19 protein-coding genes are annotated in these 25635 nt (G+C 36.6%); 8 read left to right on the plus strand and 11 right to left on the minus strand.

Annotated features, from left to right (window positions below; all coding sequences use genetic code 11):
- Positions 1–116: 116 nt before the first annotated feature.
- Positions 117–1328, minus strand: a complete 1212-nt coding sequence (locus tag QM491_RS23940) for a peroxiredoxin family protein (RefSeq protein WP_283330080.1) — start codon at positions 1326–1328, stop codon at positions 117–119.
- A gap of 323 nt (positions 1329–1651) precedes the next feature.
- On the opposite strand from QM491_RS23940, the gene QM491_RS23945 reads away from it, so the two are divergent.
- Together QM491_RS23945 and QM491_RS23950 are read left to right on the plus strand one after the other, a co-directional pair.
- Positions 1652–2476: a DUF5694 domain-containing protein gene (locus QM491_RS23945; protein ID WP_283330081.1), complete on the plus strand. Its 825-nt coding sequence runs from the start codon at positions 1652–1654 to the stop codon at positions 2474–2476.
- Between the two features lie 231 nt (positions 2477–2707).
- Complete coding sequence (locus QM491_RS23950) at positions 2708–5119, plus strand: TonB-dependent receptor domain-containing protein (RefSeq protein WP_283330082.1); 2412 nt, start codon at positions 2708–2710, stop codon at positions 5117–5119.
- Positions 5120–5408: 289 nt separating this feature from the next.
- On the opposite strand, the gene QM491_RS23955 is transcribed toward QM491_RS23950, so the two are convergent.
- Positions 5409–6326 carry a hydroxypyruvate isomerase family protein gene (locus QM491_RS23955; RefSeq protein WP_283330083.1) on the minus strand — a complete coding sequence of 306 codons (918 nt, stop codon included), beginning with the start codon at positions 6324–6326 and terminating at the stop codon, positions 5409–5411.
- A 228-nt stretch (positions 6327–6554) separates the two neighbouring features.
- Here QM491_RS23955 and QM491_RS23960 point away from each other — a divergent pair, with 228 nt between their 5' ends.
- The 5 genes from QM491_RS23960 to QM491_RS23980 all read left to right on the plus strand — a co-directional run bounded on the left by QM491_RS23960 (position 6555) and on the right by QM491_RS23980 (position 10457).
- Entirely contained in the window at positions 6555–7121 is a 567-nt protein-coding gene (locus QM491_RS23960) for a hypothetical protein (protein ID WP_283330084.1), read from the plus strand.
- 87 nt (positions 7122–7208) lie between these two features.
- Positions 7209–7811: a hypothetical protein gene (locus QM491_RS23965; protein ID WP_283330085.1), complete on the plus strand. Its 603-nt coding sequence runs from the start codon at positions 7209–7211 to the stop codon at positions 7809–7811.
- 142 nt (positions 7812–7953) lie between these two features.
- On the plus strand, positions 7954–8916 hold the full coding sequence (locus tag QM491_RS23970; RefSeq protein WP_283330086.1) for an alpha/beta hydrolase: 963 nt from the start codon (positions 7954–7956) through the stop codon (positions 8914–8916).
- Between the two features lie 10 nt (positions 8917–8926).
- The gene (locus QM491_RS23975) at positions 8927–9232 is read left to right on the plus strand and encodes an autorepressor SdpR family transcription factor (RefSeq protein WP_283330087.1); all 306 of its coding nucleotides are present in this window, start codon (positions 8927–8929) and stop codon (positions 9230–9232) included.
- 115 nt (positions 9233–9347) lie between these two features.
- Complete coding sequence (locus QM491_RS23980) at positions 9348–10457, plus strand: acyltransferase family protein (RefSeq protein WP_283330088.1); 1110 nt, start codon at positions 9348–9350, stop codon at positions 10455–10457.
- A gap of 101 nt (positions 10458–10558) precedes the next feature.
- Here the strand turns inward: QM491_RS23980 and QM491_RS23985 are convergent, their stop codons facing one another.
- The 7 genes from QM491_RS23985 to QM491_RS24015 form a co-directional block, all read right to left on the minus strand.
- Positions 10559–10867: an isoamylase early set domain-containing protein gene (locus tag QM491_RS23985; protein ID WP_166550393.1), complete on the minus strand. Its 309-nt coding sequence runs from the start codon at positions 10865–10867 to the stop codon at positions 10559–10561.
- 276 nt (positions 10868–11143) lie between these two features.
- Entirely contained in the window at positions 11144–11980 is an 837-nt protein-coding gene (locus QM491_RS23990; RefSeq protein ID WP_283330089.1) for an energy transducer TonB, read from the minus strand.
- A 646-nt stretch (positions 11981–12626) separates the two neighbouring features.
- Positions 12627–13958, minus strand: a complete 1332-nt coding sequence (locus tag QM491_RS23995) for a M56 family metallopeptidase (RefSeq protein ID WP_283330090.1) — start codon at positions 13956–13958, stop codon at positions 12627–12629.
- Between the two features lie 12 nt (positions 13959–13970).
- Positions 13971–14486: an ExbD/TolR family protein gene (locus QM491_RS24000; protein WP_283330091.1), complete on the minus strand. Its 516-nt coding sequence runs from the start codon at positions 14484–14486 to the stop codon at positions 13971–13973.
- A gap of 83 nt (positions 14487–14569) precedes the next feature.
- On the minus strand, positions 14570–14944 hold the full coding sequence (locus tag QM491_RS24005) for a BlaI/MecI/CopY family transcriptional regulator (RefSeq protein ID WP_095161546.1): 375 nt from the start codon (positions 14942–14944) through the stop codon (positions 14570–14572).
- A gap of 476 nt (positions 14945–15420) precedes the next feature.
- A complete protein-coding gene (locus QM491_RS24010; RefSeq protein WP_283330093.1) occupies positions 15421–17196 on the minus strand; it encodes a DNA polymerase III subunit gamma/tau in 1776 nt (591 codons plus the stop codon).
- 288 nt (positions 17197–17484) lie between these two features.
- On the minus strand, positions 17485–18756 hold the full coding sequence (locus QM491_RS24015; protein ID WP_283330094.1) for a glutamate-5-semialdehyde dehydrogenase: 1272 nt from the start codon (positions 18754–18756) through the stop codon (positions 17485–17487).
- A 287-nt stretch (positions 18757–19043) separates the two neighbouring features.
- Between QM491_RS24015 and QM491_RS24020 the strand changes: the two genes are divergently transcribed.
- Complete coding sequence (locus QM491_RS24020; RefSeq protein ID WP_283330095.1) at positions 19044–20672, plus strand: ArnT family glycosyltransferase; 1629 nt, start codon at positions 19044–19046, stop codon at positions 20670–20672.
- 283 nt (positions 20673–20955) lie between these two features.
- On the opposite strand, the gene QM491_RS24025 is transcribed toward QM491_RS24020, so the two are convergent.
- Positions 20956–24213 carry a hypothetical protein gene (locus QM491_RS24025; protein WP_283330096.1) on the minus strand — a complete coding sequence of 1086 codons (3258 nt, stop codon included), beginning with the start codon at positions 24211–24213 and terminating at the stop codon, positions 20956–20958.
- A 130-nt stretch (positions 24214–24343) separates the two neighbouring features.
- The gene (locus QM491_RS24030) at positions 24344–25438 is read right to left on the minus strand and encodes an NAD(P)/FAD-dependent oxidoreductase (RefSeq protein WP_283330097.1); all 1095 of its coding nucleotides are present in this window, start codon (positions 25436–25438) and stop codon (positions 24344–24346) included.
- Positions 25439–25635 lie beyond the last annotated feature (197 nt).

The following is a 25635-nucleotide window of genomic DNA, read 5'->3' on the forward strand; positions in this document are numbered from 1 at the left end:
CAAGCTTTCGCTATCGTCAAAAACAATACTGTGTTTCAGAATGATTTTCAGGCAAATAAAATTGCGCTCACAAAATAATATTTGCCTGAAAGTTTGATTTTTAATACAGTTCATCACTATTTTCCTGTCGACAAATCTTGCTTCAATAATTCATCAATTTCATGATTAAATTCTTTGACAAAATCATCATAGTATTTTCCTGTTGCTGGACCTGAATATCCTGTATGAATTTTAGCGACTTTCCCAGATTTATCTACAATAATAGTAGTTGGGAAAGAAATAATCTCTGACAAAGCAGGCAATACTGACGAAGCGTATTGAGTGTCTGCCAAACCTGCAAACAAGATATCATACTGAATGTCAAAACGTTTTTTCAAAGCCTCTAAACGAGTTTTGGCAAAAGCTGGATCATTTTTACGTTCAAAAGATAAACCAATGATTTCTACGCCACGGTTTTTGTTGGCTTTGTACCATGGTGCCATATATGATGCTTCATCGATACAGTTTGGACACCAACTACCCAAAATCGTTACAATCACCACTTTGCCTTTGTATTTGGCATCACTCAATGATATATTTTGCCCTGTAAAGGCATCTGGAAAAGTAAAATCAAATTGTTTCCCATCTTTTACCTTAGTCAATGAATACGCATCTGGTAATTCTATTTGGTCATTCTTAGTGCCCTTCAATGGTCGTGAACTTGTAGCACCAATACTTTGACCAGTAATTGTATTTCCTTCAATTTTACCAATAATCAACGCTGGACTTGAACCGCTAAAGGCAGAAAGATAAAACTCATTACCTTTGATATCACCTTCGTAATAGCGGTAATCCCCTGTTTTTGATAGGAACGTTCCTGTAATTTTTTGTCCTTTTTGTTCAAATACTCCAATCACTGGCGTAGTAGCTGTACCCATATACACTTCCCATTTACCTGCCAAACTTGCTTTCGAAGGCGCTACTTTTTCGAAGAAACGATAACGACTACCTTGTGATGCCTTGAATGGAATACGAACAGCTCCTTTTTTGAATACGCCCGATAAGTTAGTTGGACTTTCGATTTTGGCTGCTAAGACAGCATCAAAAACCTCTACTGGAATAAATAATGAATCGCCTTTTTGTGTAACGCCTTTTAGCTCAAATCGCTCCGAAGCATTTAATAAATAGGCGTCTTTGCCTTTTAACTCAAAATTGAATGGAGACTCTTTTCCTTCAAACAAACTAAATGTTCCCCTCCAAACTCCTTGCTTGGGGGCTACTTGTGCTTTTGTAACACCAAAGCTTACTATAGCTAACGCCGCTGAAGCTACAATTTTATACAATTTCATATTTTAGATTTTAGTTGTCGTGTAATTTTTATTACTCTTACGAATAGACTGTAAACGGATATTTACTCCCTTTATCTATCGTCAGAAACTTATTTTTTTAAAATTAGAAATTTAATCTATAAGTTCTATAGAATAAACAATTATTCCTCCAGAGAGTTCCTAAATTGAGTAGAAACTGCTAACATAGAAGTCGCAATATTACCCCCTAGCTATCTATATTTCTTTTCTTCAAGTTACTAATTTTATTACAGAGGTTGCAACCTTTCTTTATAATAGTGCATCTAGTAGCTGTTAGCGGCGATTATAAAACAAACCTGTATAAAATGAAACAGCTTTTGACATTCTTATTCTTTGTGACAACTATAAACATTTTTGCACAAAATGTACCTTACGAAAAGAAAAATATATACAAGACTAAATTTGATGATGCAATACCTGTATTAAATGTTGCAACTTTTCACATGGGTGAAACTTCTGATGCAAACGCAACAGATTTTGATGAAAACAACAAAAAAAATCAGCAAGAAATTAAAAAATTAGCTAAGATGTTAGCTGAATTTAAGCCGACAATAATTGTTATTGAAGATTTACCTAAAAATGATAGTTTAAGACAAATCTCATATTCAGATTATCTAAAAAATCCAAAGAGAAAGTTTGTAAATCCAGACGAAATAGAATTGTTAGCTTATGAAGTTGGAAGACTTAGTGGAGCAAAAAAGATTTATGGAATCGACTTTAAAGAAAAGTATAACTACAATATTAATGTTGTGAATAGTGTAGATACAACTACATTAAACAAATATTCCGTGTTAAGTGATGAAAATGATTCAAAAAATCCTGAAAAAGGAATTCCTTTTTATGATTTATTCAAATTGAATAATCATCCTCAATATTTGGAAAGTCTTATAAACTTTAATGCGGATTTGTTATTATACAATTCAAGTAAAAATAATTCTCAAGGAGCGGACGAAGCAGGAAAATTTTACCATAGAAATTTAGTAATGTTTTCTAATCTAAATCAAATTCCAATGACAAAAGATGATAGAGTTTTTATTTTAATGGGAGGAACTCACACTGCTTTCTTTATGGATTTTTTGAAAAGAAGTCCAAAATTTAAACTTGAAAATACATTTGACTACCTAAAATAACCGCAGCTAACATCAGGTTGGCAATATGGCTACTGAAGTGCTTTTATGGAACATTTGTACTAGGTTCAAGAGCAGTAATTGGCTACACCGAATCTTCGATTTCTATTGAACTTTTGCGCTAAAATTCCGCCACATCGCCAAGCCCTATCGTTAGTTGCCATAGTTTTTTTATCTAAACTTCTTTAAACCTACAAGTGAGCTTGGCTACGTGCTTTTAACAAATTTAAACCAATGAAACTATTACAAACACTACTACTATCTATCTTTTGTGGATTTGGAGCTTTGGCTCAACAAAAAATTTCGGGTAAAGTCTTCGACGAAAAAAATCAAGCTGCCGAATTTGCTACCGTCGCGTTACTTTCAGCCAAAGATTCGAGTATGGTAAAAGCCAATTTGACAGATGCTGCTGGGGTTTATCATTTCGAATCAGTCAATAAAGGTCGCTACCTCATTAGTATCTCGATGATGGGCTATCAAAAAGCCTTTAGTGCTGTTTTCTCGGTCGACCAATCACCTGTTACAATCGAAACTATTACGTTAAAAACTAGTTCAAAGACCTTAGATGAGGTAACAGTAACCGCACAAAAGCCTTTTTTAGAACAAAGAGCAGACAAACTAGTCGTAAATGTGGCTAATAGTCCTGCCTCTGTGGGAAGCACTGCTATCGAGGTTTTACAAAAAGTACCTGGGCTAATTATTGCTCAAGACCGCATCACGATTGCGGGTAAAGCTTCGGTATCTATTATGATTGATGGAAAACCGTCGCAGTACACCGATATGAATCAGGTATTGAAAGACTTGCCAAGTAATAGCATCGAAAAAATAGAAGTAATCAAAAATCCTTCTGCCAAATATGATGCCGCAGGTGGTGCTGTGATTAATATTATTATGAAACGCAATGCTAATCTTGGCACAAACGGCTCGGTTGCCCTCAACTTTAGAGGTGCAATGGTTGATAATACGGTCGTAAATCGTAGTAAAAATGACTTTTTTGGCGGATATTCTCCCAACTTTTCGCTCAATCACCGCAAAGGCAAGTGGAACGTATTTGGAAGCTATACGTATTCGGACAGAACGTTTTTTCAACTCACCCAAATTGACCGTGTAATTGGTAAAGATGAGTTTTCGAATATCATGATGAATCCTGGCGATGCCAAAGTTCATAATGCACGTCTAGGTGCTGATTATTATTTAGATAAGAAAAATACCATCGGGATATTACTCACAGGTTTTGACCGTTCGGGTAGCAACAACAGTACAGCTATTACAAAAGTATTTTCGACAGAAACTAAACAACAGACTAGTCAGTTCGAAACCCTTAACGACCAACCTACGACTCGTAATAATATTGGTTATAACCTCAACTGGAAACATACTTTTGATAGTACAGGTCGTGAACTCAATGTGGATTTGGATTATGTGCAATACAAACTCAAAAATCAGAACTTGATTACGATTTTGGATAACGGTCTACGTCGTAATAACTCACAGAGTGTGGATAATCCTGTTCAATTTATGACAGCGAAATTGGACTATACACATCCTATTTCTAAGGACAGCAAGTTGGAAGCTGGTGGTAAAATGAGTTTTGCGACGATTGACAACGATTTGCGTTTTTATCGTGAACAGGTGTTGGATACCAAACGAAGCAATGTTTTTAACTATAAAGAAAACATCAATGCGCTTTATGTCAATTACAATACCAGTTTTGGTAAAAAATGGGAACTTCAAACGGGTTTGCGTACAGAACAAACCGTTGCAACAGGTTTTAGTCAGGTCGAAAACAAAAATGTGTTGGAACGTAACTATTGGCAGTTTTTCCCAAGTATTTTCTTGACGCATAAACTAAACAAAAGCTTGGCCGTTACGACCTCATTTACCCGTCGTATCGACCGCCCGAGTTATCAACAACAAAACCCATTTGAATTCCAGATTGACTCTCTGACTTTTACAAGAGGAAATCCATTGTTGAAACCCCAGTTGACCAACGAAATCAAGTTGCAGTTGACATTTGATGGACAGCCATTCTTTGCGCTTGGCTACAACAATACCAACGATGTCATAGTGGATAATGCGCCCAAGCAAGACCCTGCTACAAAGCGTACTTATACCACTGCCGAAAACTTAGCGACTTACAAAAACTACTTTGTAGAACTAAACTTCCCTATCAAAATTGGAAAGAAAATTTCGGGATACGGTGGTAATCAATTGATATACAATGCCTATAATGCCAATTATCTAGGAGGTACTTTTGATCAGTCTCGCGTAAACTGGTTGGCGTACTTTAACATTAACGCCAAATTTACCAACAAACTAAGCATGGAAATGGGCGGTTGGTATATGACTCGTTCGCAACAAGAGTTCTTGACGTTAAACCCATTAGGAGCATTAACGATTGGTTTACAGTACAAGGTATTGGAAGGAAAAGGCAAGATTTCATTGGCTATGAACGACGTATTTTACACTGAAAAAACAAGAGGACTTATTGAATACCAAGACATTAATCTCAAATATTTCAGCCGTGAAGCATCGCAAAACCTTCGATTAGGGTTTAGCTATAGCTTTGGTAATCAGAAATTAAAAGCAAGTCGCTCACGTCAAACAGGCTCCGAATCGGAATCTAACCGTGTAAAAGCAAACTAAGTAGGAATATTGAGTGCTGAATTTGGAGTGTGGAGTTTTGAAAAGTGTATGAGTCATCCCTAATTTAGTGATTTAATGATTTAGCGAATGAGTGATTATGTCACAATTTGTATTCACTCATAGAGACGCAATGATTGCGTCTCTATGAGTAATACTTGCATTAAAGCATCAAAAAAGCGGTCGAAAAAACAATTTTCGACCGCTTTTTTGATGCTTTAATGCAAGAGAAATTTATCTTAAAAATAATTACTCATTCGCTAAACCACTAAATCACTCAATTTAGATCACCTTACAAATCAGAAGCACGATAGGCTTCAATCAATTTGATTTCACCTTCTTTGCCTTTTACTGAATTGCCGTGTTCCATGCCAAAAACAAAGTCTCGTCCTGAAGCTTGTGACTTTGCATTAATATGTTTGAAGATATTCTTGTAATTCATCTCACCTGTGGTTGGTTCCTTACGCCCAGGCTCGTCGCCAATTTGGAAATAACCGATTTCATCCCACGTTTGGTCAATGTTATAAATAATATGTCCTTCGTTGCGCTGCATGTGCCACATATCAAACAAAAACTTACACGATGGGCTATTGACAGCCTTACAAATCATATAAGTTTGATCTGAATTTCTTAAAAACAAATCTGGGGTATCACTCAATGCCTCCAACACCATCACCAAGCCATGCGGTTCGAATATGGCGCTTGCCATACGCAATGACTCAATTACATGTCCAGTCTGGATTCCGATGGGGATACTACGGTCGTAATTCCCTGGCACCACGGTCATCCATTTGGCATTTACACGTTTGGCAACTTCTACGGCTTCTTTACATCTTTGCAAAAACTTATCACGCCATTCTTTTTTACCCGAAGCCAAAGAGGTTTGTAGAGGCCAGTTATCAAAGTTTACCACAAAAACTCCCATGGTCATTCCTAGCTTCGCCATGGTCTCTCCCACTTTTGTTTGTACTTCTACGGATCTGTCCATCATGCCATTATCCTCAAGCGCACGAAAACCCATTTCATGCATAAATTTAAGTTGATCGATAGGATCCTTGCCTGCGGAATTTTCGAACATTCCAAAATGAGGTGCATATTTGAGTTTGAAAGCAGGTTGAGCCGAAGTATTTTTTGCTTCCAAAACACCGCTCGAAAGAGTACTTACGGCAGAAGCTGCTAATAGATTTTTGGTAAAATCACGTCTTTGCATGGTAAAAGGGCGTTAAATAGTTGAGGGTTCTAATATACAGAAAAACTTATTGTATTCTGACGGGGCTTTGGGGGGATTCTTACAATTTGAAGATTTGATAATTTGAAAATGTAAGTGTGATGATTATAATCACAGAACACTACTTATTCATAAATTTTCCTTCTATTCTTTTTGGATATTCAAAATAATATTTAGACATTTATCTAAATATTTAAACAAATAAATTCTATGCAAAAATCTCACTTATTTGAGGGATTATTAATTGGAATACACCTCATTCCGTTCGGCATTGATTATGACTCTTCTCTCATAAAAACCTATGATTGGTATCTATACATTCCTTTTGTTATAGGTGGAATTCTGAATTACACCCTTAATTTTCGAAAATATTCTATTGAAGAAGTCCCAGAAAAAAACTTCCAAATCATTCGATTTATTCGAAGTATCAATTTTTTGATAGTCATGTCAGCTTGGATTTATATGTTAAAAAAAGATATTGACCTACTTCAAATTGTGGGATTAATAGCCTGTACAAATTTGATTTTATATGGCAACTTCAAATCTCTATACCATTTCGATACTAATAGTTTTGACTTTTGGATGCAACCTTATGGAGATGAGAAACTCCAAAACTCTCACCGTTTAGAAGGTAAAATGCGAGTAGGCTTAGGTTTCTGGGGACTCATTCTGTTTATTTTTTTAACGCCTCTTCCAGCGTTGATTATCTTCGGTATAATGTATTATATCTCTGCGTTTGTCTTACTTTATGCCTTTACTCAGTTGATGGATGAGTAGCCGTAGCAGAAAATCAATAAGCTACTTGTTCAATAAAATAGAGCACCTTTAATAAATCATTCACTATCAGCATACATTTTACTAAAGATGAAATACTTTACGATTTCCGAAAAAACACTTCTTGTTGCAAACTTGATTCTATCTAGTTATTTGTATTGGTATTTGTTAGAAAAAATTCCTGATAATTCTTCTCATATACTTGGGTATTCTTTAGGAACAATACTCGGAATTATATTTTCTATGGCATCTATATTTTCGAATGAACCGAATGAAATAGAAGTAAAAATTCATAAAGTTATCTTTATTTCTTCCTGTATAGTTCACCTTCTTTCTCTATCAGGAATGCTTTGGTTCATAGACCAACCTTCTAGTCTTCAAACCTTATCAATAATTCCGATTGGGATTCACCTCCTCATATACGGCAATCAAATCAATCGACTCCCTTGGGATAGTGCCTTTGCCTTCCGAGGTATAAGTGTATACGCAGATGATGAATATGTTGGCAAAAAAACCTTGCGATTTCTGGCTCGCTTAAGTATTGTGACAGGATTAACTTTGATTGTTTTTAGTTTTGTACCTTTAAAAGGGTTTCTTTTCGTCGTTATTTTTTCGATGATTAATTTTTCGAAAATGATTATTAGTTTTTGGTATGCAAAAATCGTTTTTCGAAAAAAATATGGCGCTGATTGATAAAATCAGCAAGCATATCAACCAAACAACAAACAATTTAAAATCAAACACTTACATATAAATCAACAAGCCTCAATTCAGTATTCATAGCTTAACAATAAGGCTGTAAGCTAAAACCCGAATGCTCAAGCTTTTTCTTATCATGACAAAAAAACTTATCTATCTATGGCTGACGGTTGCATTTACCCAGTTCAACCTTTTTGCCCAAAATCAAGAACAAATCGTGGTTTTACCACAAACCAAAGGTAATCTTGAAGGTACTTTGTTGATTCCTCAAGCCACCAAACCTATGCCAGTCGTATTAATAATCGCAGGTTCTGGCCCCACAGACCGTGACGGCAATAATCCTTTGGGCGTAAAGGCTCAATCTTATAAATTACTGGCAGAAGGTTTGGCAAAAAATCAAATAGCAAGCTTAAGATATGACAAGCGAGGGATTGGACAAAGTAGTAATACGGCCGTCAAAGAAATAGATATGCGTTTTGAAACAGGTGCCGACGATGCAGCTCAATTTTTGGATACACTTCGCAAAGATCCTCGATTTAGTAAAGTGCTTGTTCTTGGACATTCGGAAGGTTCACTATTAGGAATGCTTTTAGCACAAAAAAGAAAGGTAGATGGTTATATTTCGGTATCTGGTATTGCCCAAAGCATAGATGAGGTAATCAACGAGCAACTTCGTCCACAAACCATTCCTGATTCGGTGAAAGATACTGTCAAAAATTATTTGGCAACACTCAAACAAGGCAAAACAATTCCCAAACTCATGCAAAACATGGTGATTTTTAGCTTGTTTCGCACGAGTATTCAGCCGTATATGATTTCGTGGCTGCGTTATAATCCTAGTCAGGAAATCACTAAAATCACAACGCCTATTTTGATTGTTCAAGGCAGTGCCGATATTCAAGTTGGTGAAAAAGAAGGACAAGCTTTACATCAAGCTGCTCCAAAGTCTACTTATTTGATGATTCCACAAATGAACCATGTACTAAAACTAGGTACACTAGACCCTCAGGAATCACAACGAAATTATCAAAATCCAGATTTACCTTTAGCACCTCAATTGGTAGAAGGTATAGTCGAGTGGACTAAAAAACGTCGTTAATTATCCTTTTATGAATACATTATTCAAAGCTCTCAACGACCCCACACGTCGCGAAATTTTGGAGCTCCTCAAAGACAAAGACCTCAATGCTGGTGAAATCGCCGAGCAATTCGATATGTCGAAACCCAGCATTTCGCATCATCTCGACCTGCTCAAACAGGCCGAATTGGTCGTTGCTATCAAAAAAGGGCAATTTATCGAATACTCGCTCAATATGACCGTGATGGACGAAGTGCTCGCATGGATATTGCAGTTTAAGCCAGAGTTACAGATTTCGAAGGTTGAAATAGCACCCAAAGTGAGTAAGTGTGAATGAAGGAGTTGTGGTTTAGTGATTTTGAAAAACTAGATTTTTTCAAAAATCACTAAACCACCATTCGCTAAATCACTCAATAACAACTATCTTAGAATTGCACTTCTAACAACATTTTATGAAACAACGCTTACTCTCGCTCGATACCTTTCGAGGGCTCACGGTAGCCATGATGATTTTGGTCAACAACCCAGGCGATTGGGGACATATCTATTGGCCTCTCGAACACGCTTCTTGGGATGGTTGCACTCCTACGGATTTGGTATTTCCTTTCTTCCTTTTTATCGTCGGTGTATCTATTTCTTATGCGTTTAAAGATAAACAACCCGATTCGAAGACCCTTCTGAAGATACTTGAGCGTAGTTTAAAACTTTTTGGATTAGGGTTATTTTTATCACTTTTTCCAAAATTTGATATATCGGTAGTGCGTATCATGGGCGTTTTGCAACGCATAAGTCTTGTGTTTTTCTTTAGCTCTATCCTTTTTCTTTATACCAAACCTCGTACTCAAATAGGAGTATTGGCTGGTATTTTGATTTTGTATTATATTCTTATGACAATGGTACCTGTGCCAGGCATTGGCGCTGCCAATTTATATGCTGAAACTAACATTGGAGCCTATTTTGACCGCATGATTTTGGGTATTCCTCATCTTTATAAAGCGGCAAAAGTTTGGGATCCTGAAGGGCTTTTGAGTAGTTTACCAGCTATTGGCAATGGTATTGCAGGTATGTTGGCAGGGTATTATATGCAAAACAGAGATCAAGAAGTTAGTAAAAAACTTCTCAATCTCTGTCTAATAGGATGCATGGGCATGCTAGTCGGATGGGCTTGGGATAGTGCGGGATTTCCCATCAATAAGTCCTTATGGACAAGCTCATACGTGTGTTGGACTGCTGGTATGGCAACTTGCTTTTGGGTGGGATTGTACTGGCTTATTGATGTCAAAGGCCACCAACGATGGACCAAGCCATTCGTGGTGTACGGTGTCAACGCTATCACAGTATTCTTCTTATCGGGTCTGATTCCGCGTATTTTACGCATGATAAAACTACAGAATGCCGAAGGCGAAGAAGTCAATCTTCAAGTCTGGTTATACAAATCATGGATTACGCCATGGTTTGATAGCCCCTATAATGCTTCCCTTGCAGGAGCAATTATCCTCGTAAGCTTATGGTGTGGCATACTTTGGATCATGCACAATAAAAAAATCTTTGTCAAAGTATAGTAAATAGGCCAACACAGTTTGACTGCAAACGACCTTATTTACTATGTATATTCCTGTAAACAACTCGAGCAGTAAGAGGCGCCTTCTTACTGCTCGAATGATTACAATACTACTACCGAATTCTCGTCAGAAGTGATACCGTTTGGAACAAACTTATCAGCTTCTGTTTCGTTTGCCCAAATAGCGCTATCAAATAAATAACGGAATTGAAATTCTTTTCCAGCTTCTAATTCAAGCGTACCTTTAAAAGTACCATCTTTTTGTTTTTTCAAGGCTGTAGCCGAGGCATCCCAATTATTGAACTCACCTACCACGTTCACTGCTTTTGCACCGTTTACTGCATCGGCAGGAACTGCAAATGTTACTTTACATACTGGTTTTGATTTCAAATACTGTTTTGTAATTGCCATAATGATAATAAGTTTTTAGGAGTTATTTCTAGATTTCTTTTTTCTTTTGCGAATGAGTGAAATAGTCTTTACCAAACACTCGAATTGTACTTTATCTATTTAACTAAGATAAAAATTTATCGCAAATATTCAAAAAATATTTTCATAAAAACCTAACAACCAGACAATTAATTAATAATTATATTAAAATAATTATAATTTAACTAATCTATCTACTAAAAACAGTATAGAACTGACATTTTATAGGTGTAAAACTCATACGTTTTCAAATTAGAACTATTCCTCCATAATCTGAAAAGTAATCGGTAAAGTAAAGCGTACAGAAACGGGTCGACCTGACTGTTTCCCTGGAATCCATTTAGGCATTTTCGACACTACTCGCATAGCTTCTTCGTCACATCCAAATCCAATTCCCTTAGCTACAGATAGTTGAGAGATACTCCCGTCGCCTGAAATTATAAAGGAAACATATACTTTTCCACTAATACCCGCACGCTGAGCTTGAGATGGGAATTTCAGATTTTTGCTCAAAAAATCACCCAAAGCTCTCATTCCACCTTTGTACTCGGGCATTTGTTCAACGACTATAAACTCTTTCTCCTCAGTTTTTTCGACATGCACAGGCGCTTCTATGGCAGGCTTTGTATTGGCAAAATCAGGGTCGACTGGAGGCATTTCGATTTCGGCACCGTCCACATTTTCAGGACCAATCGCAGCCTTACTGTCGGCTAGCTCCTCTTGTGTTGGAGGCAATTCGATTTCTCTCTCATCGGTGACAATTTCTGGTGCCAGATACTTGATTTGTTTTACAGGTTCAACAGGTGTTTCAGGTTTGGGTGGCTCTGGCAATTCTATTTTCTTTTCCTCCGCAGGTGGTAGTTTTACATCTTGTAAGGTGATTTCTACCTCACGTTTATCCCGTGAGTTCTGTGATGCCCAAATAAAAGGAGTCGATAATGCCAACCCAAATGCCCCTACTCCAATCAAAGTGGCTCTTTTGACAATCTGTTTGTACTCTTGTCTTAGAAAATAAGCACCATATAGCTTATTACGACCTTCGAAGATAATATCATCTAAAGTCTCGTGTTGTTGATTTGATGAGTTACTGTTCATGATATTGAGAAGTTTAAAAGAATTTAAAACTAAATTTTTAGTTATTGTATTGAAAAAAATTACCTCATAAGAGGTTGGTGTACTACTTATGCCTTAGGCTATAAGCCGTAAGCATTAGGCCAAAAATGTATTCATGCTTTTTTAAAAACACTTTTATACTTTAGGCACTAAGCTATATACGGTAGGCTAAAAGTTAAATAGTATTTCTCATGAAGTAATAGAAACTTTTTTGCCTAATGCTTACTGCATAAAGCGTATTAATGCAACTTTATTTTGCACGATTACTCAATATTAGGACTTTCACAACTATTACAGATTTCAGATTTTAGAAACAGGAAAATGCCTTTATTCGAAATAACAAGTTCAAGACTTTGTACTAGACTCATTTTCTTAACAGTTTGAAAACTGAAGCAATAGCTAGTCCGAGACAAAGCCTCGAACTAGTTATTGACGGCTTACACACTTTTCCAATAGCAGAACTAATTCATTAGTTATAATTTAGTAAAAAAATACCTCAAAAGAGGTGAAGTTGTACTCAGGTTGCTTTAGGCAATAAGCTGTAAGCTAAGTTTATCGTATAATTGATTGCTTAATGCATACAGCTTATGACCTAAAGCTTATATTGGTGTAAAACAACTTACTATGTTTATGCTTTTTTGAACGAAATAGGTACGACGAAAGTACATCTTACTAATTTGCCTTGATGCGTTCCTGAAACCCATTTTGGAACAGACTTCAATACTCTTAAAGCTTCATTATCAAGTGGTTCTCCAGCAGACTTTAGCACTTTAAAATCTTCAGCAGAGCCGTCTTTGTTTACCACAAATTGGATATATGTTTTTCCCTCCATATTTGCTTTTTGGGCTTCTTCTGGATATTTCAAATTGGCACGCAAGTAGTCCACAAAAGCAGGCATACCCCCATTAAACTCTGGCTGATGGTCAACGCCATTCATAATAGAATCGGCTTCCATTTGTAGTTCTTCGGCTAAAGCTGGACTGATAATCGTCGCACTCGAAATACTGATTCCTGATTCGGCTAATACTTGTCTGCCTGTTTTACTTGGGCCGTATGGTTGCCCTCCTTTTTCGACAATCGCCTTCCATTTGGTATTAAGACTTTGTTCCATTTCTGAACCTCTCAAGTTAGATGATGCCAAAATTAACATCGTCCCTAGTAAAGGTATTACTAACAAGTATTTCCACTGAACATCTGCTTCCGAACGGTCTTTCATCAACATTTGGATGCGTTGCTTCAGCATAGAATCATTAAAAAAATTGTTGGTCAAAGGGACAGTCTGTACACCAAATTGCTCATGAAATAACAACATCGCATATTCTTCCTTAGATTCTTCCCATTGACTGGTGATTTCGTCAGCAATGAATTCGTGGATATAACGAACTGCTTTTTTGTATAAATAAATAACGGGGTTGAACCAATTAAATATCGCTAACAGCTCAAATAACATAATATCAGCCGAATGCAATTGACGAATATGAACTTGCTCGTGTCGCATAATCACATCACGCATAGGCATATCCTTACTTACAAATAAGAAGTTGAAAAAAGAAAAGGCATTTTTATTAACATTTTTCTTTTGGGATTTCCCTCGTAATAGGTTTCCCAAATAAGCCATTTGAAGTCCCATTCGACCGATACCAATAAGAACGCCTGTTATATATACGACAGCAATCATATCTCCCCAAGTCCAGCCTTGTTGCACAAAAGTCTCGGTTGGTGTATAATACATTTGTGGGTCATAGATATACTTCATGGTATGATACACACTATCGCTCACCAATTGCTCACGTATCCAAGTAAACTGCAACATCGGAATAAAAAACGCCAAGGCCGATGATGCCAACAAATAAGCTCTGTTGAGATAAAAGAAAGTCTCTTTACGCAAGACGATATGGTAAAATCCATAGAATAGAATCAGATACAGATTCACTTGGAGTAAATAGTGCAGCCAGTTCATACGCAGTTAATGTTAAATTGATGGTCGAGATTGAAGCGATAATAAATTCTGTTCGTTGGTTGTCAATGTATTAACGATGGCATACTGCTTATTATTGGTAATAGTCAGTTCGTCTAACAAATCTACCATGTTACGATAATGAGCTTGGTCAGTTGCCTTAATCACTACCGTGAAGTTTCTTCCAATTTTAGCTTTATAATTAAATAAAATTTGACGGATTCCTTTGTACGAAAAATCAGTTGATTTAAGCACAACGTTGGGGTCAGTAGGGATTCCTTGGTAATAATACACTTTATTTTCTTTATCCAAAATCACAGTTAACGTTTCGCTTTCTCGAATATCAGGAAACTCAGTTGTGTCTTTTTCTGGCATACTCAACTGCATTGTAACGGGTTTTAATAAGGTTGTAGTCAACATAAAAAACGTTATCAATAAAAAACCTAAGTCAACCATCGGTGTCATATCAACACGTGTAGATTGTCGAGAGCGACGCGAGCCCCCTTTGTCGGATGTAGAAATTTCAGCCATAGCCTAGCATTTGGTTATCAGGTTTCGATTATTATGCTTAGAGCTTAAACATCGAAACCTTGGTGTTTTGATACACTAAACTCCTATTTTTTCATGCTATTAATTAAATTCAATATCTCGTCAGCTTCTTTTACGTCTATTTTTCCTTTTTTAGAGAAGAAAGAAAACAAACTTGAAAAGGAATTTTCGAAATAGCCTTCAACCAATTTTTCGGTTGCAAAAGTACTGTACTGTTCTTTGCTTACTACAGGAAAATACTCATGGGATTTGCCGTAGGCCTTATGGCTCACAAAGCCTTTTTCCTGAAGAATTCTAACAATTGTTGAAACGGTATTATAAGCAGGTTTTGGCTCTGGTAGATAATCTAGAATATCTTTCACAAAGCCTTTTTCGATTTGCCAAAGTACCTGCATAATCTGCTCTTCGGCACGAGTTAACTCTTTGTCTATTTCTTGCATAATTGTAGTTTATAAGCTGGCATGCAAAATTCAATATAACATTTTGGAATTGAGGAATTTGAAAAATTTGATTTTCATTAATCTAACACCTCAGAGTCCAAAAGATATTTCCTTACTGCTTTATTACTTATAATTAGATACCTGTTGTTTGAGTACTCTTTTTTTATTGAGTTGAAATTAAAACTAAAATTTTAGTTAAACAACTATTTGATTAGTTTTTTTTCAAAAAAGAAGAAAGAATAGGAAATTAGCGATGAGACGGTTGTGTTTGTAGGTAATTATTAGAATGGCTCAGATAGGAATAAAAGGAAGTTATTAGAATAGACTTATCATCAGAAGGATATAATCAATTTGTATTGAAGCTCTATTATTAATTTATTATTTCCTGATACTCATTCTTAGAAAAATTGTATAGCCCGATACTAAGTATCGGACTATAGTTGAAATCAGTGTCTAAACTGTTAAAAAATTAATCCTTAATAGTCATAATCTAAACCTAAGGCATTTCTCAAATCGTTAAGCGCAGGGTTTTTAGAAGCTAGAAACTTAAACTTTTCAGCCTGTGTATAAATCATTGGTTTCTCTTCTTCTTTCAAAATCGATACCTCAATGTGAATCGTACTATTTTGCATGGCTTTACGTAAATGTGTAAGTACCTCGGTACGCAAAGCTGTTGTGAGTAACTCTACCTGAATTTCGTTATCGACAGCCAAATGAATTGTAGTCCCTTCTAGTGTAAAGTCTCTATTGAGAATCACAAATTCACTAAAACGCTCACGAGATTTCAACCACTGCACAAAAGAATCCCATTGTACTTTAAGTTGTTCTTTCGTAAACGTTTTGTTCTGTACTATTTGCATTTCTTCCAGTACTGGCATTGGCGCCGAAGGTACTTTGGTAGTTGCTACAGCAGATTTTCCCAGATTAGCAGTACTTTTTAGTCCTCCAAGATTTACCTTAGGAATACTTCCTATTGGTGCAGTGTTGGTTGGAACAGATTCAGCTGGGGTATTACTTGATTGAGCAGGAACAGCGTTTGTACCCTGAGACGTAGCCACAGGCGAACTGATAGGCTGCTGAACCACAGCAGAGCTATCAGTATTAGGCTTTCCCGCAGCCCCACCCTCCACAGCAGGGAGTGCGCTCAAATTGAGCACATGAGGAATATGCGCCAACTTAAGCAAAGTGATTTCTACATGTAATTTTTGGTTTTTGGCTGACTTATAGTTCAAGTCACATTGAGACCCAATGCTCAATGCAGACGCCAAAAATGAAAAATTAGCTTTAGCCGACTGCTCTAAATATTTTTGTTGAACACTCTCCGACACCTGTAACAATTTTATCGTTACGGCGTCTTTACACACTAAAAGATTTCGGAAATGTTCTAATAGTCCTACGACAAACTGATGCCCATCAAATCCCTTCTTTAAGATTTCGTCAAAAAGTAGATACGCCTCAGCCACCTTCGACTCCATGAGAGCGTCGGTCATTTTGAAATAATAGTCATAGTCCAAAATGTGGAGATTTTCCAATACCTCAGCATAATGTAAAGTATTGTCTTTGGAAAACGTCACATTGAGGTCAAACATCGAAAGAGCATCACGCAAACCACCATCGGCTTTTTGCGAAATCAATTCGAGGGCACTCCACTCTGCAATGATACCTTCTTTGGCGGCAATATTGGCCAAATGTTTGGTCATATCTCCGATTTGAATACGATTGAAGTCAAAAATTTGACATCTCGACAAAATCGTAGGAAGAATTTTATGCTTTTCGGTAGTTGCTAAAATAAAAATGGCATACGAAGGTGGTTCTTCGAGCGTTTTCAAAAAAGCATTGAAGGCACTTGTCGAAAGCATGTGAACCTCATCGATGATATAAATTTTATATCGTCCAGACTGAGGTGGATAACGTACTTGGTCGATTAGATTACGAATATCGTCGACAGAGTTATTGGAAGCCGCATCTAGTTCATGAATATTGAAAGACGCATTATTTTGAAAGCTTTTACACGATTCGCACTCGCCACAAGCCTCCGCATCGTGCGTAAGGTTTTGACAGTTAATCGTTTTGGCAAGAATCCTTGCACAGGTAGTTTTACCAACACCACGAGGCCCACAAAACAAAAAAGCCTGAGCCAAGTGATTGGTTCGGATAGCATTTTTGAGAGTAGTTGTAATATGAGATTGACCCACTACGGAATCAAACAAAGCAGGGCGATATTTCCGAGCCGAGACTACGAAGTTTTCCATAGATGCAAGTTAGGAATTGTAAGACGATTTGACAAACGAGGGATTCAAAATCATGAATCATCTTTAATTGAGTGAATTGAGATTGAGTGAATGAGTGATTTTTTTTATTTTACTTGTATAAACGTAATACTTTACGTCTGGAGCCAAGTCATATTTTATATTGTAGTATCAAAAAAGGCGTTCGAAATGAGTTTTTCGAACGCCTTTTTGATACTACATCCCAGCAGACATTACGTCTCTACTGATAGATCATAAGAAATAATCACTCAATCTCAATTCACTCATTGGTTACCATCTTACCTGACCATCACCTTCTACAATCCATTTTTCGGTAACGAGTTTTTCGAGTGCGAATGGTCCTCTGGCATGAAGTTTTTGGGTCGAAATACCGATTTCTGCACCTAGTTCAAACTGTCCGCCATCAGTAAAACGCGTAGAGGCATTGGTATATACTGCGGCGGCATCTACTTCCTGTACAAATCGCTGACAAAGTTCCGTATTTTGTGAAAGTATCGCCTCAGAGTGACGAGAAGAATATTTAGTAATATGGTCTAATGCCTCCTCTAAGCCCGAAACAACTTTAATAGAGCATTTATAATCTAAAAACTCACGTCCAAAATCTGCCTCTGTAGCTTCCTGTAAAGACTTGAAACCAGCTTCAGCTAAAATTTTGTAAGCTGTATTATCTGCAAAAACTTCTACATTCCATTTATTAAATCCTTCGATTAAGCTTGGTAAAAATGTTTCAGCAACTGCTTCATCTACCAAAACTGTATCTAAAGAATTACATACCGACGGACGAGAAACTTTGGCATTAATTACGATTTCGGTAGCTTTAGTCAAATCAGCCGTTTTTTCCACATAAGTATGACATACACCTGCGCCAGTTTCGATAGTTGGTACTAAAGAGTTTTGGCGTACAAACTGAATCAATGACTCCGACCCACGAGGAATAATTAAATCTACAAATCGTGTGGCTGTTAGTAATTCTTTCACAAAAGCTCTATTGGTTGGCAATAGTGTTATTGCATCTGTATTGACACCAAATTCACGTAAAACTTCATGTATAAGACTTACCAAATAAGTATTTGTATCGAAGGCGTCCGAACCTCCACGCAATACTACAGCATTACCCGAGCGCAAACAAAGTGCAGTTACATCAACTGTTACATTTGGGCGAGATTCGAAAATTACCCCAACAACGCCCATTGGCACTGCTATTTTTTTAATTTTTAAGCCATTTTGTAATTCTTTAGACAAAAGTAATTCGCCTGTAGGATCGCTCAAATTAGCAACATCCTTCATACTTTCGGCCAAATCAGCAATACGTTTTTCGGTAAGCATCAAACGATCGTACTTGGGGTCTGCGGGGTCCATGCGTAACAAATCTTTGGCATTTTCTAGAATAATTTGTGCAGTATTGGCTACCAATACCTCTGCCAAACGATAGAGAATGTCTTTTTTCTGTTGGTCGCTGAGTCTTCGTACTTCCGCCGAAGCCGCATGTGTCTTGGCCAAAACTGGCACAATAGACGTTAGTTCGATTGTTTCAAATTGCATAAATTGGTTAACTTTTATTTTGAGGTCAAATTTCGGAAAGATTTTCTGAATCTCCTCTTAAAATTTAGAAATAAGTAAATGCCAACATAATTCGCCTCATGAAGGAAGTATTGGCAATCTCCTTTATTTTCAAGTGTTTTTGTAAGCTTTATTGTAGTAATAGATTCAACGTATAATATCTTTGTGATTCGTAACCCTTCATCGCAATACAATTTATATTTAACGTTTAGCGTGTTTTTCAATAAATCTAAGCGACTAATAACATCAGTCTATATACTTACACTTTTATGCTAAATAAACATACGACACTAAGTAAATCCATTATCACTTTTTCAAGTCTTATTTTTATCTTTTTAGGGCTATACAAACTACAGTATTTCGGATTGGAATACGATGAGACCCTTTTTATTAATGCTGCGCTAGGCGACCTTGATGGAGAGACTTTTGTAAGCTATAAAATTAAAGATTGGGTCATTCTGTGCTATCTCTATATTGGCGCCTTAAAAGCATGGATTTATATACCTATTTTTAAAGTTTTTGGTGTAAGTACACTCAGTGTTAGATTACCAATGCTTTTCTTAGCTTGTGTTAACTTGTGGCTTAGTTATAAGATTACAGCAAAATATTTCAATAATAGTATAGCTCTTGCTACGCTATTGATTTTATCTGTTGATTTAACATTTCTTACTTTACAAAGATTCGACAAAGGCCCTTCTTGTATTGAGTTATTTATCAAATTATTAATCCTCCAATGGTTAACATACCCCAACAAACATTGGTTTCGTTACGGACTAGTGATATTCTTTCTGATGTTTGTAGGAGTGTATAATAAATTTAATTTTATCTGGTTTACCAATGCCGTGTTTGGTGTATATGTGCTACAGCAAGCTCCAAGTATGGTGCTTATCTTTAAAAAATCAGATTTCAAAGGTCTGCTACAATCTAATCTTTTCCGCTATGGGCTTGGTTATATGGCATTTGTGTTTCTATTTTTATTTACCTTAAAACAACTCCATATCGATGGACAAGGAGAAGGCTTAACTCTTGTTGCTTTAAAACAGCGTTTATCATTTTGTTTAAAAGAAACCAAATATCTGCTTTTACAAAATAGTATTTTCAAGGTTTTTGGCTGGAGTATTGCAGGGGTTCTTTCTTCTACCTTGATGAATGTGGTTATACTAAGCTGTCTACTTACCAATTGTTGGTTATATCTGAAAAGACGTATTGCATTCCACTCGTCACATACACAAGGACTTTTGTTGATATTGCTAATTTTTCTACAATACATTATTACTCCTGCTGCAACGCACGTTTGGCATAGTTTTGTGATGTACCCTATGCTTCCCATTATTGTACTCAGTAGCTTTTATGAACTTGGAAAATACCTAGGAGGACTTGTACCCTTTGTTGGAGTAGCGATGGTTGGAGTGGGTTGGAATATTTTTACAAATATCTTGTTCTTTCAAAACATTCATAACCAAAGTTGTGTCACTGAAATTTTCATACCAGAAATAAATGAAGTCATATCGTATGTTACTAAAGACAAAAATCGCTTAGTTATCTCTACAGATTGGGGTACACACACTCAGTTATTAGGTATTGATAACAAAAGAAATAAATTTTCAGAGCCTTATCGACTGTTCCCTTATCCTTCTGAACTATCAAAATGGTGGGTCAAAAATCAAGACTTCTTCAATGCCGACAAACCTGTGATTATTGTACAAGCTATAGCCACAGATATTGCTAAAAAAACAAGATATGACTATAATGTCACAATGGAAGAGAAAAAATCAGACGCTTTTATTCATTATTTAGAGCAAAAAGGAGTCAAGATTTGGCCAACAAAACTCATCAAAAACTCATGTGGAGATAGATTGTTTCAAATTTATGAAGCTCAAATTTCTCACAAAAACTAATAAAACAGACATGAGTCATCTCGAATTTAGCGAGTGAGTGATTATGTGAAAATTTGTATTCCATCAGTAGAGACGCAATGATTGCGTCTTAAGTCAAGTCATTTCTAGCATAGTTTTTATCAAAAAAAGGGGGCGAAAAATATTTTTCGCCCCCTTTTTTTGATAAAAACTTGGAGAATAATCCCAATCATAAAAATTCGGGAAGACTCATGTTTTCATACTATATTTCAACATGACACCTCTTTAGACGCAAAGCATTGCGTCTCTACAAGTAAAATCTAGATTAAAAATCATATCCTAAAGTCAAATAAGAGATTGGTGCTTTTACTTCTTTGTTTTCTAATCCCCAGCCAACATCAAACTTCACAAAATAGCCCAAAAATGTTGTTCGTGCCCCTACTCCATAGCCTACTAAGAATGGACTACGAAAGTCGGTGATTGTTGCTCGAAATGGTATATTTTCACCATTAGCAATTTGTGCTGGAGTAAGATTGGGTAATACATAGGTATTGAACGCATTTCTTCGAGAAAAAGGGCCAACACCAGTCCAAGCAGTACCAACATCTGTAAAACCAGTTAATTGTAAATTTTTAAAGAAATTCGAATAAATTGGTCCAGAGTACAAGTACTTCGCTATTGGGAAACGAATCTCGGCATTCAATGCCATAAAGCTATTACCCGAAATTTTATTCATATTAAAACCTCTTAAAGGCGTTGCATAATCTAAAAAGAATAAATCTTTTTCGATGGAACTTGAGGTAAATGGATTATTCTTGTTGTTAGTAGCCTCATAAGTACGACCAATCCAATTGTCGGCACCACCCATTACAGTTGCCTTTGGCGCATTTCCAAAAGAATGCCCTCCTGCTCCACGTAATGCTAAAATTGTTCCTTTTCCAAGTCGAATATAATGACGAAAATCGATGTTGATTTTCTCAAATCCATCAGATGCCGACGTTACACCAGAGTAGTGGTCATAACGAACCTTAAATCGTGTACCTTCTAATTGGTTCAGTCCATGACTAATCGTATTATCATACACATACTCAGCTCTTGCTCCTACATAATCGGCATTGATAGTAGGCAAGTATGGTGCAATTACACTCGTATTTAAGTCAAATTCATAATAACGAGTCGTAATAAAATTAGTTGAAACTGATATTCTTGAATTAGTATTGATAGGATATGCTGCGCTAAAAGTTACTTTATTCAAACGGTATTTGGTATCCTGTACTTCACCGTCGTCGCTGGTAGTTCTTCTATCAAATCTTACAGAGTAGTCAATCTTTTGTGCTAGATACGAATATTCTGCCCACAAGTCTGAGTTTTTGAGATTAGGTGTTAAAAACAATCCCGTTTTCAATAAATGATTCTCCAACAAATCATTCATCTTCAGATTAGCATTCAGCCCAAATCCTCGCTGTGGTAGTGGATCAACTACAAAATCTGTCTCTGTACCATTTACTACAAAAGCATTATTATAATCGGTTGGGCCTTTGATTTTGATATTATCTTTTCTGGCTTGCTTAGATGACAAAATTCGTTCGGTGCGAGCCTTTCTATCATTCTTTTTATCTGTCGTATTTGATGCAGGCGATTTGACCGTTGCATTATCATCAAACTGATAATTATCTGTATCTATTTCGCCAGGCAATAGCTTAATACTTGGTTGGCTAGTCACGTCTTTGGTAACTTCTACAGGTTTTGTACCAGAGCTGGTTGGTTTGGTTGTATTGACAATTGGTGCCCCAAACAACCTGACATTACGGTTGGTAAATGGGATATTAGATTTAATACCCAAATCTGCATTTTTCTGATATGCAATAATATCTTGATTATTATCGATAAAACGATATGCCAAGCTATTGCTAGACAAAGAATAGTCAAAATCTACAATATCGGTACGAAAAGCACTTACTAGGTTAGGAGAATTTTCGCCTGCAATTAGTTTATAAATATTACGAATACCTTTTTCATCACTCAAAAAATAGATTGTATTGCCATCAGCAACCACAGGACGAGAAATATTTCCTAATGAATCAACTAAAATCTTTACTGTCTCTGTCTTTGGTTTTCCTTCATGCAAAAACAATTTGAAAGGATTTGACACGGACTTATGAGTTCCTTTGTCTACCTCTAAAGAATCTTTAAGACGATTAGAGACAAATACGACTTTCCCTGCACTTCCAACAAATTGCGGATTCAAATCGTCATATAAATCATTAGTCAATTGGCTTATCGACGAACGAGCAATATCCATCAAAAACAAATCATTTTGTCCCTTACTTTCGGCACTAAATACGATTTGTGTACCGCCATCCGAAACATCGAAATCACTGATTTGAGCAAAATTCTTTAGGACTCTTTTAGTCTGTAACTTTCCTGAAAGATCTTTTTCAGTAATATCCGAAAACAGATACAAAATCATATCTCCTCGGTCTTCAAAAATAACCGCCAACGAACCGCCTTTTGTCCAAGATACTAAAGGCAAAGTATGGTCAATTGACTGATTGAGTGTTTTGAAACCACTTGATAAGATAGTTTCGCTACGTTTTGTTTTAAGATTAATTACTTCCACGCTCGAACGACCTAAATCGTTGCGAGTCAAAGCCAAAAAGTTACCATCAGGACTTATTTTGAATTGGTTAAGGCGATTGGGGGCATTCAAGGCCTGTTGTCCTATCTTAAAGTCGTACTGAGGAAGCGTATAATTGGTTATTGTGGTTTCGGCATTACTAGCGTAAAACTCTCTCCATTCTTTTAGAAATCTAGAAAAAGGCATGCCTAGTGTACTAGAAATGGAAGTCTGTTCATTACGAATAATACGTGTTAGATTAAGAATATTGGAAATGTTTTCACGACCATAGCGCTCAGCAATGTAGTTCCAAACCGATTGCCCTATTAAGCCCGCTTCACGTCCAGCGGTTTGGTTAGGGCGTTTGATAAACTTATTGATAATTGCATCACTCATGTATGAATCCAACTCGGTACTCCAACCTTCGGCAATGTATTGTGAAATACCTGAAATAAACCATTCTGGTACACTCAATAACAAGGAGTTTTGGAGAGATTCTTTGATGCTTCCTCCGTACAACATATCATGAATAAACACCCTAGAAATCTCACGAGTGAGCTCTTTGCGAAATATAGCTGCATTTCCAGAATAAGCGATTTCAACACGAGATTTAGCCAAGTTTTCTTCACGAATTTCTTTTTCGCTCGACAAGCTTAAACCGACATTGCTTTGATTAAGGTCAGAAGTGGCATTGTACACAAAAATTTTTGTACGATTAAACGGAGAATAACCCAGCACGTCGGTAATACGGTCGAATTCAGATTCGGCCATTTGAATCGCTAATGTTGCAGTTTGCTGGCCACCTTCATAGTAATATACCTCAAAGTTTTGGGTACTTAAAACTTTCCAGTGAAATGGGCGGTATTGAATTCTATTTTTCCCAAACTGCTCCTGAGTGGGAAAAGTAGTTTGGGCATCAGCATAAAACGAGGCTAGCAGAGATAGTACTAGTATAGTTTTTTTCATTGTTGATTCAGCTTGGGTATTGTTGCTACTAAAAGCTTAGATTTAGGTGGTATCCGAAAAGTCAGACTACTTGGATTATCCTTCATGAATCCAAGCCTAGCGCTCATTGCTTATCGCCTAGGGCAACTTATTAAGATTGCTTTTGGCCTAAATATAACGAACCAAAACGATTTATATTGACTTCTGGGTCAAGTTCTTTTTTATTGACCAAAAAGTCAACAAATTGTTCGGCAAAATACGGTGCTAACGAAACGCCTTTGGAGCCAAGTCCGTTAAACACTCCCAAATTAGGGTATATTGGATGTAACCCTACAATGGGACGACGGTCTTTGGTAGCAGGACGTACCCCTGCAAGATGTTCTTCTACTTCGATATCAGCAAGCATGAGCTTACTGTATTTATCTAGAAGCTCCCCTCTTCCTTTTTCGGTGGGTATCCAATCCAGTTCATGCCAGCTATAAGTAGCGCCTACTCTAGCACGCCCATTGGGAAGTGGTATCACAAATACTCCTTGATTAACCATTTCATTCAATGAAATATCTTCTTTAAATTTTACTCGAAATACTTCTCCTTTTACAGGATTGAATGGCAACCAAGAAAAATATGGGTTATTTCGTCCATAAAAACCTTCACAAAAAATCAACTTGTTGTAGGTCAGCGTCAATTCGTTACTTACTTGGTAAGTATTGTTTTCAAGATGAAGACCCTGATAATCGAATAAGTGTTGCAGCAAACATTGCTTTTTTTCAAAATATTCTCGAAAAGCATCCAACATCCGCGGTAAATCTACCCAACCAGAATGATTGGTAATTACTCCACCTAGTTCGCTTCTTACGACACTCTTGAGTGATTCGTCGGGCGTGTGATATTTCCCAAAATCGCCATAATTTGCCACAGCCGTTTCTTGCAAAAGAAAATCCTTTACTTCTTGATTGGGAAACGGACGAAACATCGGCATTGGATGAAAGAAGTTTTCTCCTAATTTCTCTTCTAGTTCTGTATAGTATGTCTTGAGAAATGGAAATATCGTATCGGCCAACCATGTTTTTACAAGTTTCCGTCCAGTAACAGGGTTGTAAATGCCAGCAGCAACTCGCGAAGATGACGGTTGTTCGTAATTATCCAATACCATGACTGAGCATCCACGTTTTGCCAAGCTATACCCTAATAAAGATCCCGCAAGTCCTTGTCCTACCAATAAATAATCGTAATGTTTTGTTGTCATTTATAAAGTATTAGTTCTAGAAAAAGGTTTTTCAGAAGATAGATAGTCACTATAAAACTAAATTTTTCATAAAAACTAAAAACCATTGATGCAGAAAGCTTCTTAATCATTCGGCATCAATGGTTTTGTTATTTAAAGTACTAACTATCAATCGTATTGTTTGGTTTTAGAAGATTACATTGTTCAATATTTTACTA

This window comes from Flectobacillus longus (assembly GCF_030056705.1).
In the GTDB taxonomy this organism is placed as follows: Bacteria; Bacteroidota; Bacteroidia; order Cytophagales; family Spirosomataceae; genus Flectobacillus; species Flectobacillus longus.